Origin of the sequence: Pyramidobacter sp. YE332, from assembly GCF_033060595.1 — a bacterium.
Taxonomy (GTDB): Bacteria; Synergistota; Synergistia; order Synergistales; family Dethiosulfovibrionaceae; genus Pyramidobacter.
In genome coordinates this window covers 53,836-66,854 of sequence record NZ_CP133038.1, presented here as the reverse complement: position 1 = coordinate 66,854, position 13,019 = coordinate 53,836, and the positions used below count along the sequence as shown (strand labels likewise).

12 protein-coding genes and 1 CRISPR repeat array are annotated in these 13,019 nt (G+C 62.7%); of the genes, 7 read left to right on the top strand and 5 right to left on the bottom strand.

The window, feature by feature from the left end; all coding sequences use genetic code 11:
- Positions 1-208: 208 nt before the first annotated feature.
- Both RAH42_RS00340 and coaBC read right to left on the bottom strand, forming a co-directional pair.
- Positions 209-1,543, bottom strand: coding sequence for a C1 family peptidase (locus RAH42_RS00340; protein WP_078016839.1), 1,335 nt, complete (start codon positions 1,541-1,543; stop codon positions 209-211).
- A gap of 107 nt (positions 1,544-1,650) precedes the next feature.
- A complete protein-coding gene (gene coaBC, locus RAH42_RS00335; protein ID WP_317539727.1) occupies positions 1,651-2,844 on the bottom strand; it encodes a bifunctional phosphopantothenoylcysteine decarboxylase/phosphopantothenate--cysteine ligase CoaBC in 1,194 nt (397 codons plus the stop codon).
- Between the two features lie 186 nt (positions 2,845-3,030).
- Here coaBC and RAH42_RS00330 point away from each other — a divergent pair, with 186 nt between their 5' ends.
- Together RAH42_RS00330 and RAH42_RS00325 are read left to right on the top strand one after the other, a co-directional pair.
- The gene (locus tag RAH42_RS00330; RefSeq protein ID WP_168170097.1) at positions 3,031-3,810 is read left to right on the top strand and encodes a type III pantothenate kinase; all 780 of its coding nucleotides are present in this window, start codon (positions 3,031-3,033) and stop codon (positions 3,808-3,810) included.
- A 6-nt stretch (positions 3,811-3,816) separates the two neighbouring features.
- Positions 3,817-4,287, top strand: a complete 471-nt coding sequence (locus tag RAH42_RS00325; RefSeq protein WP_317539726.1) for an ATPase P — start codon at positions 3,817-3,819, stop codon at positions 4,285-4,287.
- 89 nt (positions 4,288-4,376) lie between these two features.
- Here RAH42_RS00325 and RAH42_RS00320 read toward each other — a convergent pair whose 3' ends face one another.
- Both RAH42_RS00320 and RAH42_RS00315 read right to left on the bottom strand, forming a co-directional pair.
- Complete coding sequence (locus RAH42_RS00320; protein WP_317539725.1) at positions 4,377-5,276, bottom strand: permease; 900 nt, start codon at positions 5,274-5,276, stop codon at positions 4,377-4,379.
- Positions 5,269-6,210 (bottom strand): DUF362 domain-containing protein, encoded by a 942-nt coding sequence (locus RAH42_RS00315; RefSeq protein ID WP_317539724.1) that lies wholly within the window; start codon positions 6,208-6,210, stop codon positions 5,269-5,271. The genes RAH42_RS00320 and RAH42_RS00315 overlap by 8 nt, the downstream gene beginning before the upstream one ends.
- Before the next feature lie 217 nt (positions 6,211-6,427).
- On the opposite strand from RAH42_RS00315, the gene RAH42_RS00310 reads away from it, so the two are divergent.
- The 5 genes from RAH42_RS00310 (at position 6,428) to tnpA (ending at position 12,163) form a co-directional block, all read left to right on the top strand.
- A complete protein-coding gene (locus RAH42_RS00310; RefSeq protein ID WP_296426144.1) occupies positions 6,428-7,099 on the top strand; it encodes an ankyrin repeat domain-containing protein in 672 nt (223 codons plus the stop codon).
- Between the two features lie 196 nt (positions 7,100-7,295).
- Positions 7,296-7,910, top strand: a complete 615-nt coding sequence (locus RAH42_RS00305; protein WP_168170095.1) for a TetR/AcrR family transcriptional regulator — start codon at positions 7,296-7,298, stop codon at positions 7,908-7,910.
- 70 nt (positions 7,911-7,980) lie between these two features.
- The gene (locus tag RAH42_RS00300; protein WP_317539723.1) at positions 7,981-9,747 is read left to right on the top strand and encodes an ABC transporter ATP-binding protein; all 1,767 of its coding nucleotides are present in this window, start codon (positions 7,981-7,983) and stop codon (positions 9,745-9,747) included.
- Positions 9,744-11,471 carry an ABC transporter ATP-binding protein gene (locus tag RAH42_RS00295; protein WP_078016858.1) on the top strand — a complete coding sequence of 576 codons (1,728 nt, stop codon included), beginning with the start codon at positions 9,744-9,746 and terminating at the stop codon, positions 11,469-11,471. Before RAH42_RS00300 ends, RAH42_RS00295 begins: the two co-directional genes overlap by 4 nt.
- Positions 11,472-11,686: 215 nt before the next feature.
- Complete coding sequence (gene tnpA, locus RAH42_RS00290) at positions 11,687-12,163, top strand: IS200/IS605 family transposase (RefSeq protein WP_078017180.1); 477 nt, start codon at positions 11,687-11,689, stop codon at positions 12,161-12,163.
- A 135-nt stretch (positions 12,164-12,298) separates the two neighbouring features.
- Positions 12,299-12,509: direct repeats of the CRISPR family, unit length 28 nt; unit sequence GGTTCATCCCCGCATGTGCGGGGTTTTG.
- A 137-nt stretch (positions 12,510-12,646) separates the two neighbouring features.
- On the opposite strand, the gene cas2e is transcribed toward tnpA, so the two are convergent.
- A complete protein-coding gene (cas2e, locus tag RAH42_RS00285) occupies positions 12,647-13,018 on the bottom strand; it encodes a type I-E CRISPR-associated endoribonuclease Cas2e (RefSeq protein WP_078016947.1) in 372 nt (123 codons plus the stop codon).
- Position 13,019: the final 1 nt, after the last annotated feature.

The window sequence follows — 13,019 nt, the reverse complement described above, 5'->3', positions numbered from 1 at the left end:
GCCGTCGCGCAGAAGCGGAGAGAAAAAACAAAGGATTGAAGCAAGGGCCTCCATGGGACCAGCTCCGGACATGAACCGCCGCTAAGCGCCGGAGAATGAGCAAGAGGGAATCTCCGACGGCCATACGCCGTTGGGGGATTCCCTCTGCCATGTGCGATTTTTTACGTTTTTCTTCGTGTCTTTGCGGGTACTTTCGTTTTTTCCAAACTTACTCGGCCAGCGTGCCCATGGGGTCCCACGGGAAGAAGTGCAGCGGCTCGGTTTCCAGCGCGGCGAGCTGCTTCTCGCTGAGGTGCTTTTTGTTGATCACGGCCTGGTAGACGTACTCGTCGAACCAGCCGCCGTCCATCAGATAGTAGCCTTTATCGCCGTGCTCGTCGCCCCAGCTGTTTTCAATCTTCCAGCGGTTGGGCTGCCCGGCGGCGTCGAGGTTGACGCCGGTGATGACCATGGCGTGGTTCATGGCGCTGTCGCGCAGGTCGAGACGCTCGCCCTTGGTCATGGCGAAGTCCATCGCGAAGGTGCCTTCGTAGTCGAAGCAGGCGTCGCTCCAGATGCCCATGTCGCGCGCGCCTTTCTTGCCGACGTCGGAACCGAACCAGACGCACTCGCCGTCTTTGAGCTGGCGCACGATCAGGTCTTTCAGCTCGTCCATGGGCAGGTTGAGATAGCGCACGGGACGCCCCTCGGCGACGTTGCCCAGCCAGTCGATGGCGACGGCGCGGTAGAACGGCTTGTCGGCGGTGGGAGAGTTGATCAGGCTGACGTAATCGTTTTTCAGGTCGAGGCCGACGTACTTTTCGTAAAAGCTTTTCGGGGTCAGGTCGCGGTCGGCGTGGAAGTTCTTGTCCTTGTCGACGTACTCGAAGTCGAATGTCTGCGGCGGCTGGCCGAAGCACAGGCACAGCAGCGCGTGCACTTCGTCCATGATCCGCAGCCTCAGGGCGCGCGGGTCGCCGCCCGCGGCAACCTCGGCGCGCAGCAGGGCGGCGCCGCGGCGCAGCTTGGCGTTGAGCAGTTTGTTCATGTCGGCGGTGTTGCTGCTCTGGAACGTCTCTTCCATGGCCGACTTGGGGGCGACGCCGTACTTCTCGACCAGGTTGACGAACATGTCCCACTGGCCGCCGTCCTGCACCGCGGTGTCGAGCACATAGCTCAGCAGCCGGTCGTCGACGGGCCTGCCGGCCAGGGCGATGACGCTTTCGAGGAAGTAGTTGGCCTTTTCGAACTTGTCCCAGAAGGCCATGTAGTTCTGCGAAAACTCCAGCTCGGCGAGGTTCAGCTTCTTGGCGGTGAGCTCGCGCAGCACGTTGAGCGCGGCGAAGATCCAGCAGCGGCCGCTCTTTTTCTGATTGGCGGCGGGCAGCGTGGGCACGACGTGCGAAAAGCGGAACTGCGCGGCGTTGCGCCCTTTGGAACTGAACGCGACGTCGCCGATGCCGTGCTTCGACAGCGCGTTGCCCACCGCCCGGTACAGCGCGCTGCTCTCGTAACGCGCCCGGTACTCGGCATGCTGCCGTTCGGAAATCCCTTCAAATGACATGATTCTCTCTCCTTCGTCAGAATGTGCCGGCCGTATGTCCGGCGGCCGATGTCTCCGCCGCTATCATAATGCGGCCGCCCGCGCTTTACAAGCGGAAGTTTTGTGCCTTACCGCCCGCGCCGGCGCAGGATCTCGTCGAGCAGGCGGTGGGCGGCCTGGTCCTTGCTCATCAGCGGCAGTTCGGTCTCGGCGTCGGCGGTGATCAGCGTGAGGACGTTGGTGTCGGCGCCGAAGCCGGCGCCGGCGACTTTGAGGCTGTTGGCGGCGATCATCTGCACGCGTTTTTTGGCGAGCTTGGCGCGCGAGTTCTCGAGCAGGTTCTCCGTCTCCATGGAGAAGCCGCAGATGAACTGATCGGCGCGGTGCTCGCCCAGATATTTGAGGATGTCGGCGGTGCGTTCCAGCGGCAGGTTCATGTCCGAGTCCTGTTTCTTGATCTTGTTCTCGGAGGCCGCGGCGGGGCGGTAGTCGGCGACGGCGGCGGCCTTGACGACGATGGTGCTCCGGTCGAAGCGCGAGACGACGGCGTCGAACATGTCCTGCGCGCTGACGACGCTGACCAGATCGACGAAGAGCGGTTTTTTCAGCCCGACGGGGCCGGACACCAGCGTCACCTGCGCGCCACGCATGGCGGCGGCGCGGGCGACGGCGTAGCCCATGCGGCCCGTTGAGTGGTTGGTGAGGAAGCGCACGGGGTCGAGCGCCTCTTGCGTGGGGCCGGCGGTGACGAGCACGCGCTCGCCGGTCAGGTCTTTTTCGCAGGCGGCGAAATGCTCGATGAACTCGAGGATATCTTCCGGCTCGGGCATTTTGCCGCGCCCCGTGTCGCCGCAGGCCAGGCGCCCTTCGGCCGGCTCCATCACGCGCCAGCCGCGGCGGCGCAGCGTGGCCAGGTTTTCCTGCGTGGCGGCGTTGTCGAGCATGTGGGTGTTCATGGCGGGCACGACGATGCGGCAGCCTGTAAACGGCAGCACGGTGCTGGTGAGCATGTCGTCGGCGATGCCGTGGGCGATTTTGGCGATCACGTCGGCGGTGGCGGGCGCGATCACGAGCGCGTCGGCCCCGGCGGCCAGCGCGATGTGGCGGACGACGGACGGGTCGGCGCGGTCGAACACGTCGTCGAAGACGCGGCGGTGGGTCAGGGCCTCGAACGTGACGGGCGCGACGAACTGCTCCGCGGCCTTCGTCATCACCACCTGCACCGCGCAGCCGCGCTTCGTCAAGGCCGAAGCCAGCGACGCGATCTTATAGGCGGCGATGCCGCCGCTCACTCCCAGCAGAATGTTTTTCCCCTCGAGCATGAAAAGCGCCTCCTTCACAAGGCGAAGATGAGTTGCCGTTCCCGCGCCAAGTATACCAAAAAGCGGACGGCGCGCGAAAAAAATCCGCGCCCTCGCCCTTGCGAAAAATTGCTCGGCCGTTATACTGAAAGCGCACGATCGCCGCGAGGAATTCGCGGCACGACACATATTGCGGGAGGAAAAAACATGCTTCTTCTGTTCGACGTGGGCAACACCCACGTCACCATCGGCGGCTACGACGGCGACCGCCGCCTATTCACGGGGCGCGTGGCCAGCGACCGGCACAGGACCGAAGACGAGTACGCCATGATCGTCGAGAGCGTGCTGCGCATGCACGGTTATGCGCTCGGCGACGTGGAAGACGGCGTCATCAGCTCCGTCGTGCCCGTCGTCACGCAGGCGCTGGACCGCGCCTTTCAGCTGCTTTGGCACAAGCGCATGATGGCCGTGACCACGGCGCTCGACCTCGGCCTGACGATCATGACCGACGCGCCCGAACTACTCGGCAAGGATCTGATCGTCGACGCCGTGGCCGCGAAAGTCAAATATTCCTGTCCGATCCTCGTCTTCGACCTCGGCACCGCCACCACCTGCTCGGTCATCGACAAGGACGGCCGCTACCGCGGCGGCATGATCGCGCCGGGGCTCGGCATCTCCGTGGACGCGCTCGGTTCGCGCACGGCGCAGCTGCCCTACGTCAGCCTCGACGCGCCCGATCAGCTCATCGGCACCAACACGAAAAACTGCATCCGCTCCGGCGTCATGTACGGGCACGCCGGCATGATCGACGGCTTCATCGACCGCATGGAAGAACATCTCGGCCAAAAGTGCACCGCCGTCATCACCGGCGGGCTGGCCGCCAAAGTGGCGCCGCTGTGCCGCCGCCCCATCGTCCTCGACGAATATCTGCTCTTCGACGGCCTGCGCGCGCTCTACGCGAAGAACAAAGACAGGCCGCGCGGGTAGGCCGCCGTGATCCGCATCGAGATCCCCGGCCGTGCCGAGCCGCTGGAAATCGCCCACGTCGCGCTCGACTACAACGGCACCGTCGCCGTCGACGGACGAGTGCTTGAAAGCGTCAGATCGCGCCTGCCCGAACTGCTGGAACTCGTCGGCGTCCACGTGCTCACCGCCGACACATACGGTACCGTGCGCGCTCAGTGCGAACCGCTGGGCGTGGAGGTGCACGCCTTTCCGCGCGCGGGGGCGGGGGCCTGCAAGAAAGAGATCGTCGCCGGGCTGCGCGGCGGCGTCGCCTGCTTCGGCAACGGCTTCAACGATATTCCCATGTTCGACCTCGCCGCCCTCTCCGTCGCCGTGCTCGAAGGCGAAGGGCTCTGCGCCGCTCTGCTGCCTCACGCCGACGTGCTTGTCAGAACCGCCGCCGAAGGCCTCGACCTGCTCCTCAAACCCGACCGCCTCAGAGCGACGCTGCGGAATTGAAAATCACGATCGCCACACAAGACACAACGAGCCGCCAGCCTGCTGTAAAACAGGCTGGCGGCTCGTTGTGTCTTAACTGCGTCCAGGCTTTAAACCGCCAGATTCACCAGCAGCCCCGTCAGCAGCGAGAAGAGCATCACGAAGGCCAGGTAGAGCGAAAAACTGCGCGGTCCCAAGACGATCTTGAGCGCGCCGAGGTTGGTGATCTTCGTCGCCGGACCGGTGATCATGAAAGCAGCGGCGCTGCCGGCGCTCATGCCGTCGGCGAGCCAGTTCTGAAGCAGGGGGATGGTGCCGCCTCCGCAGGCGTAGAGCGGCACGCCGACCGTGGCAGCCATCAGCACGCCGAAGCCTTCATGTTTTCCGAAGAGTTTGGCGAAAGCGTCGGCCGGCACGTAGCGCTGAAAGAGCGCCGACAGCAAAATGCCGGTCAGGAACCAGCCGCCGGTGGCGCGCACGTTGCGGCCGAAGTTTTTGGCGAAGCGGAGCAGGACGCTGGGATCGGCGTCGCGGTTCTCCGGCGCGGAAAAGCCCGCGAAGTTGAAGACTCCCTTCCGGCAGAAAAAATGGACCAGCAATCCCGCGGCGACGCCGCAGAGAAAGCACGACAGCGCGCGCACGGCCAGCATCGTCGTCCCCAGCGCGGCGCTGTACGCGAGCAGCTGCGGGTTCAGCAGCGCCGAGGCCGTCATGAAGGCGGCCAGCCAGTCGTCGCGCATGCCCTGTGCGGAAAACGACGCGGCGACGGGGATCGTGCCGTACATGCACAGCGGTGAAGCGATCCCCAGCAGGCAGGCGGGAACGATGCCGAGCAGGCCGAGTTTTTGTCCTTGCAGCCGGCTGAAAGCGCCGTGGATCCTTTGTTTGCCGAAGACCGCCACGGCCGAACCGATCAGCATGCCCAGCAGCCAGTAACGGAAGATCTGCCGGAACTGAACGGTGAAATAGTAACTGACGTAGACGGACTCCCGCTGCAGGACGTCAATCAAGGGAGACCAGCCTGTACTTGCGGCGGCCGAGGCCGATCTTCTCGGCGTTTTCCAGCGTGTGGAGGCCATGGCGCGACTCGATGCGGTTTACCAGCGAGGCGCCCTCGCCGTCCTTTTGCGCGTAAACGAGGTCGACGCAGGCCTGGTCGAGCGCCACCGGGTCGCTTGAGGAAAGGATGCCGACGTCGTGCATGTCGGGTTCGTCGGGATGGCCGTCGCAGTCGCAGTCGACCGAGAGGCGGTTCATGACGTTGATGTAGGCGATGCGCGCTCCTTGTCCGAGCGCGTCGGAGACGGATTTGCCGGCTTCGCCCATGGACTCGAGGAAATGATCCTGCACGCCGCCCCAGGGATTGGTGCGGCTCTTTCCCGCGGAGTGGATCAGGCACTTGCCGGTGTGCGAGGCGAGGCCGATGGAAATGTTCTTGATCGCGCCGCCGAACCCGGCCATGGCGTGACCCTTGAAGTGCGTCAGCACCAGATAGGAATCGAAATCGGCGAAAGCTTTGCCGACAAGGTTTTCTTTCAAATGGACGCCCGCTGCGGGCAGAGAGGCGTCGCCTTTTTCGTCGAGGATCGTGAAAGGGGCGATGGCCGTGAAGCCGTGATCTTTCGCGACCTGATAGTGCATGGCCGACTCGGCGCGCGATCCTCCATACGCCGTGTTGCACTCCACAATGGTGCCGCCCGCGAGGCGGACCACGTCGGCGATCAGCTGCGGACGCAGATAGTTGCTTGCCGGCGGCTCGCCGGTGCTCAGTTTGACGGCGACCCGTCCCGACGGCTTCCAGTTCAGAGCTTGGTAGGCCCGCACCATTCCCTCCGGCGTGATGCTCTTCGTCATGTAGACGACGGGGATCTCCTTGGGTGCCGCGGCGAAAACGGACGAGACGAACGAGACCAGAACCACTAAACCCAACAGTGCGGAACGCATGAATTTCTTCATCCTGAATCACTTCTTTCATCATGAATTCACGTGCGTTGTGCCTGGCGGCCTGCGCTCCCTGCCCGGCCGTCCGTATAAAATGTTACAGCCTCGAGTGCCCTTCACGTCAAGCGCCGGTCGTGCGGTTGGCAAAATCACCGATGCGCCGGCGCGGAAAAATGAGATAATGGATTCGAAAAATCTTCCGGCAAAGGGAGCGTTTGTCATGAGCAGAAAATTGATCTTTGCGCTGGCCGCCGTACTGACGTTGGCCTGTGCCGCCGGGGCGGCGGCGCGCGGCGTGATGCCGCAGGACGAATTTCTCGCCTGCTGCGCCCGCGGCAAACTCTCGCAGGTCGGCAAGGGCGTGCGCCGCAACGCCGACGTGAACCGCCTCGAAGCCACGGGCCAGAGCCCGCTGATCTGCGCCGCCGGCGAGCAGGACGACCCGCGCGTGATCGAATATCTGGTGAAAAAGGGCGCCGAAGTGAACAAGGCCAACTTTCAGGGACTGACGCCGCTGATGGTGGCCGCCCTGCGCAACCCACGCGCCCGCATCGCGCGGGCGCTGTTGAAATGCGGCGCCGATCCGCGCCTGACCGACATGACCGGCAGCACCGCGCTGATCCTCGCCGCGCGCGGCAATCCCAGCGCCGCCGTGCTGGCCGCGCTGATCGAAGCCGCCCCCGACACGCTGAACCGGGCCAGCGCCTCGGGCGTCACGGCGCTGATGGCCGCGGCCGAAAGCGGCCGGGCGGAAATAATTGACCTGCTGCTGAAAAAGGGCGCCGATCTCCGGCCGAAAGACGCCTCCGGCCGCCGCGCCGCCGATTACGCCCGCGCCAATCCGGTCCTGCGCGGTTCGCTGTGGCCGGACCGCCTGGATCGATATCGCTGAATCCGTTCGCCGGCGCTCGAAAAACGGAAAGCGGGCGGAAGCCGATGGCATCGGGATCATCGGCTTCCGCCCGCTTCAATTGTTCCACGTGGAACAGCGCCGTTTCCCCCCATTTTGGGGACGGGGCTTGACAGGGAATTCGTTCCGCTCTAAGATAACATCGTTATATAACATTGTTATCCACGGGGGAAAGGGAATGGAACGGGAGTCGGAAACGCAGGCGAAGATCCTCGCGGCGGCGACGGCGGAGTTTTTGCGAAAGGGGTTTCGCGGCGCGTCGCTGCGGCAGATCGTCAAAAGCGTGGGCGTGACGACGGGCGCGTTTTACCGCTACTACGCGAGCAAGGAAGAATTGTTCGACGCGCTGGTTTTGCCGCACGCGCGGCGTCTCATGGAACTGTACGAAGCGGGCGCGGCGGATTTCAAAAGAATGGCGCCGGAAGAGCAGATCCACGCCATGGGCGAAGTGGGGCGCCGGTGCATGAAGGCCATGTACGAATACGCGCGCGCCCACCGCGACGCCTTCCGGCTGATCCTCGCGGCGCCGGAGTCGTCGAAATGCGGCGGCTTCGTCCATCGCTTGACGGAACGCGAGATCGCCGAAACGCACGGCTTCATGTCGGTCATGGCGGCGCGCGGGCGCGCCGTGAGAACGCCCAGTCCGTTCTTCGAGCACATCGTCGTCAGCGGGCTTTTCACGGCGCTGTCCGAGCTGGTCGTTCACGACGTGCCGCCCGAAGAAGCGCTGAAATGCATCGACCAACTCTGCGATTTTCACCGCGCCGGCTGGGCGAAGCTGATGGGGCTATAACAGCCCTTTTTTTATCGCCGTGTGAGTTAGTTATTTCTAATTAAATGAAGAAGCAAAAGGAGGTTTTATCGTGAGAGGAGAGCGAATATTGCCTCGGCTGATGGAGTATGCCGGAAGCTACCGCCGCCTGACGCGGGCTTCGTGGGTGTTGTCGGCGCTGTCGGCCCTGCTGGGGCTGGCGCCGTTCGTCTTCATCTGGAAGATCTGCGCCGCGGCGCTGGGCGGCGGCGCCTCGGCGGACATGGCCGCCTGGGGCTGGAAAGCCGTGGCCGCGGCGGCGCTGTCGCTGGTCGTCTTCGTCCTCGGGCTGATGTGTTCGCATCTGGCGGCGTTCCGCGTGGCGGTCAACATGCGTATCCGCCTCATGCGCCACATCGCCGGGCTGCCGCTGGGCAGCGCCGAAAACCTGGGTACCGGCAAGCTGCGCTCGATTGTCACCGACTGTTCGGCGGCGACGGAGAACTATCTGGCTCACCAGCTGCCCGACGCCAGCGCGACGCTTGCTTCCACGGCGGGGCTGGGGGCGCTGATCCTGTTTTTCGACTGGCGGCTGGGACTGCTCAGCCTGCTGCCGGCCTTTCTCGCGGCGCTGTCGATGCGCGCCATGGTGGGGCCCGACATGCAGCGGCAGATGGGCGATTATCAGAATGCCCTCAAGGACATGGAAAACGAGGCGGTCGAGTACATCCGCGGCATCCCCGTGGTGAAGACGTTCGGGCAGAGCGTGTTCTCCTTCAAGCGCTTCCGCGGCGCCATCGAACGCTACGAAAAGTGGGTCATCGGCTACACCAAAGCCATGCGCCCCCATATGATCCTCTTCACGGCGCTGGTGCAGTCGGCGTTCCTGTTCCTGATCGGCGGCGGCTTGTGGCTGGCGCGCGGCGGCGTCACGCCGGGGCTGCTGAGCGACCTGATCTTCTACGTCGTCGTCACGCCGGCCGTCGCCGTCAATTTTCAAAAGATCATGTACCTGGTCGAGAACCGCATGACCGTGACCGACGCGCTGCGCCGCGTGGACGGCGTGCTGGCCTTAAAACCCCTGTCTCAGCCGGAGCACGGCGAGCATCCGCACGACGCCTCGGTGACGCTGGAAAACGTGAGCTTCAGCTACGCTCCCGGCAAGAAGGCCGTCGACGGCCTGTCGCTGCGCATCGAAGCGGGGATGCGGGCGGCGCTGGTAGGACCGTCGGGCAGCGGCAAGAGCACGCTGGCGCAGTTGATCGCGCGTTTCTTCGACCCGCAGGAAGGTCGCGTGCTGATCGGCGGCGTCGACGTCCGTAACATTGCCAAGAAGGAGCTGACGGACTTCGTCTCGTTCGTGTTTCAGGACAGCCGGCTGATCAAGGCGTCGATTTTCGACAACGTGCGCCTCGGCCGTCCCGCGGCCTCGCGCGAGGAAGTGTTCGCCGCGCTCGAGGCGGCACAGTGCGGCGACATCCTCGCCAAGCTGCCGCAAGGCGCGGATACCGAGATCGGCGCGAAGGGCGTCTATCTTTCCGGCGGCGAGATGCAGCGACTGGCCATCGCGCGGGCCATGCTTAAGAGCGCGCCCATCCTCATCCTCGACGAGGCCACGGCTTTTGCCGATCCCGACAACGAATCCCGCATCCAGGCGGCGCTGTCGCGGCTGTCGCAGGGCAAGACCGTGATCATGATCGCCCACCGGCTGAGCAGCGTGAAGCGCGCTGATCTCGTCTGCGTGCTCGAGAACGGAAAGATTGTCGAGCAGGGCGCTTTCGGCCAGCTCGCGGAACGCGGCGGGCTGTTCGCGCGCATGTGGCGCGACTCGCTGCGCGCCGCCAGCTGGAAAGTGGCGAAGGAGGCCTCCTCGTGCTGATGAAAAAACTGCAGCGCCGTTTCGCCCTTTCCGAACAGGGGGCGCGCGCGTTCGTCGGAGCCTGTCTGGCGCAGACGCTTCAGAACATCTCCTTCATGGCCCCCGCCGGGTTGCTTTTTGCCTTCGTGCGCGACCTTTCCGCCGGGATCGCCGCGGAACGGGGCCTGATCTACGCGCTCGCCTGCGCGGGCTGTCTGCTCTTCATCGCCGCCGCCACGAGATTGCAGTACGACGGCACCTATCTCTCCACCTATGTGGAATCGGGCGTGCGCCGTACCGCTCTGGCCGAAAAACTGCGCCGCCTGCCCCTGTCCTTCTTCGGACGGAAGGATCTGGCCGATCTTTCCAGCTCGATCATGAACGACTGCGCCGTGCTCGAAAAGAGCCAGTCCCATTATCTGCCGGCGCTGGCCGGGGCGATGCTGTCGGCCGCCGTCGTCTCGGCGGGGCTGTGCGCCTTCGACTGGCGCATGGCGCTGGCCGTCCTCTGGGTGCTGCCGCCGGCTTTCGCCGTCGTCGCCTTTTCCGCGCGGGTTCAGCAGGCGCTCGACCGCAAGTCCATGGCGGCGAAAATGGCCTGCGCCGACGGCATTCAGGAATGTCTGGAATGCCTGCGCGACCTCAAGTCGAACAACGCCGAAGACGCCTATCTCGACGGTCTCGACGAAAAAATCAGGGCGGTCGAGCACCGCGCCGTCGTCTCCGAATCTCTGAGCGCCTGCTTCGTGACGCTGGCCACGCTGCTGCTGCGGCTGGGCGTCGCCTCTACGGCGCTGACCGGCGCGCTGCTGATGCAGCGGAAAGCGCTGGACGCCATGACGTTTTTCATGTTTCTCATGGCGGCCTCGAGGGTCTACGCGCCGCTCGAAGGCGCGCTGCAGAACTTGGTCGCGGCCATTGCCACGCGCACCAACATCGAGCGCATGAACGAGATCCTCGACGGCCCCATACAGAACGGACGTGAGGAAATGGACCCCTGCGGCTACGACGTCGTCTTTGAGCACGTCGACTTCGCCTACGAAAGCGGCGTGTCCGTGCTGAAAGACGTGAGCTTCACGGCCCGCCAGGGCGAAGTGACGGCCCTCGTCGGCCCATCGGGCGGCGGCAAGACCACGGCGTCCCGCCTGGCCGCACGTTTCTGGGACACGACGGCGGGGAGAATCACCGTGGGCGGCGAAAACGTGGCGGAGATCGCCCCGGAAAGGCTGCTTTCGCTCTTTTCGATCGTCTTCCAGGACGTGACGCTGTTCAACAACACCGTCATGGAAAACATCCGCATCGGCCGCCGCGGCGCCGGCGATGAAGAGGTGATCGCCGCCGCTCGTTTGGCTCACTGCGATGAGTTTGTGGACAAGCTGCCCGAGGGCTGGCGGACCATGATCGGCGAAAACGGGCGCGAGCTGTCGGGCGGCGAGCGCCAGCGCATCTCCATCGCCCGCGCCATCCTCAAAGACGCACCGATCGTCCTGCTCGACGAGGCGACCGCCGCGTTGGACGTGGAGAACGAATCGCAGATCCAGGCCGCCCTGTCGCGCCTGATCCGCGACAAGACCGTGCTCGTCATCGCCCATCGCCTGCGCACCGTCGCCAGCGCCGACAAGATCGTCGTGCTCTCCGGCGGCGCCGTTGCCGAGCAGGGTGCGCCCGGCGAGCTGCTGCGCCGCGGCGGCCCGTTCGCACGCATGGCCCGCCTGCAGACCGAAAGCCAAAACTGGGGACTGTAGGCAGAGACTTTCACGAAGAAATGCGGATACGGAGAAAAACAGCCAAGAGGCCACCTCAATCGAGTATTGAGGCGGCCTCTTGTTGTAAAACGAAAACCACCGGCAGTGCCGGTGGTTCCAAAAGGCTTTAGCTATGGAGAAAAAGGACTCCTCCTTTGGTAAAGTAAGAACGGTCTGTCAGCCGCCAAGCCAAACCAAAGGAGGATCAAGTCCTGATGAAACTTGACATAAGTAGTTTAGCACACACGAAGTGGGAGTGTAAGTATCACGTGGTATTTGCGCCGAAGTATCGCCGCCAGATCATCTACGGGAAGATCAAACAAGACATTGGTTTGATGCTGAGAAAACTGTGCGCGTACAAAGAAATTGAAATATTGGAGGCGGAAGCATGTAAAGATCACGTCCACATGCTCCTGAGTATACCGCCCAAATACAGCATATCACAGGTGATGGGTTACTTGAAAGGTAAAAGCAGTCTGATGATTTACGAGAAGTACGCGAATCTGAAGTACAAATATGGCAATCGACATTTCTGGTGCCGCGGTTATTACGTAAGCACGGTAGGACGCAACAAGAATGCAATAGAGACCTCCATCAGGAATCAATTACAGGAAGATCATGCCGAGGAACAGCTGACGATCAAAGAGTACGTTGACCCGTTTACGGGTAAGCCGGCACAGGAAGGCAAGTAGAGAGCCCCTTTAGGGGCAGCCTGTGAGAGTTGTGCGGCTGACAGACTTTTCGATGAGCCTATAGGCTCGGCTGGGAAGATGCCCCAAGGGGGCTTGTGCAAACCACCGGCACGGCCGGTGGTTATGATTAAATTTTGCCTTTCATCGCATGTGCGGGGTTTTGCGGGCATCGCTGGAACGGGCTCGCCGACAGCGAGGTTCATCCCCGCATGTGCGGGGTTTTGTTCCGCAAGCTGTTCGCGCGTCAATCCAACAGAGGTTCATCCCCGCATGTGCGGGGTTTTGCAGCCGCGAAGCCAGAAGCGGACTAAAACCGCGGGTTCATCCCCGCATGTGCGGGGTTTTGTCTTCCTGTTGTACATTATTAGGACAAGTCTTAATATCTTCCTAAAACGTAATTTATCAGCATTTAATTGATATATAAAGTGTTAAGGAGAATAGATATGATTGATTTCTATGAGTTATTCATAAAAGACGCATCGCCTATTTATCAGAATATTCATATTTTTTATCCACGATCTTTCGAAGCTGCTGTTTCTGCTGCTCCGTTTCTTGATCGCCGAGGCGACTCAGCAGGATCCCGTCGCAGTCGAGAACAGTCCGAACTGGTATTCCAAGACATTCTACTCCTTGTCCGCCAGATCGGGAGGAATCACTCCAAATCAGCATAATAGAACTGTTTCCGATCTCTTGTTCATTGTACCACTTTTCCATAACACTCCACATCCGCTGGCGAATTCCGGCGGACATCTTAGGATGACTGTAGACGCCCGGAGCCAGCTCTAGCATGCAAGAGGCGAGGAATCCCCGATACTTCATGGGGACATTGTTAGTTATCACAACGGTCATCGGCATG

What these genes read in the sequence shown, in the direction of transcription:
- RAH42_RS00340 (WP_078016839.1), bottom strand. Translation starts at nt 1,543, where the DNA reads ATGTCATTTGAAGGGATTTCCGAACGGCAGCATGCCGAGTACCGGGCG.
- coaBC (WP_317539727.1), bottom strand. Translation starts at nt 2,844, where the DNA reads ATGCTCGAGGGGAAAAACATTCTGCTGGGAGTGAGCGGCGGCATCGCC.
- RAH42_RS00330 (WP_168170097.1), top strand. Translation starts at nt 3,031, where the DNA reads ATGCTTCTTCTGTTCGACGTGGGCAACACCCACGTCACCATCGGCGGC.
- RAH42_RS00315 (WP_317539724.1), bottom strand. Translation starts at nt 6,210, where the DNA reads ATGCGTTCCGCACTGTTGGGTTTAGTGGTTCTGGTCTCGTTCGTCTCG.
- RAH42_RS00310 (WP_296426144.1), top strand. Translation starts at nt 6,428, where the DNA reads ATGAGCAGAAAATTGATCTTTGCGCTGGCCGCCGTACTGACGTTGGCC.
- RAH42_RS00305 (WP_168170095.1), top strand. Translation starts at nt 7,296, where the DNA reads ATGGAACGGGAGTCGGAAACGCAGGCGAAGATCCTCGCGGCGGCGACG.
- tnpA (WP_078017180.1), top strand. Translation starts at nt 11,687, where the DNA reads ATGAAACTTGACATAAGTAGTTTAGCACACACGAAGTGGGAGTGTAAG.
- cas2e (WP_078016947.1), bottom strand. Translation starts at nt 13,018, where the DNA reads ATGCCGATGACCGTTGTGATAACTAACAATGTCCCCATGAAGTATCGG.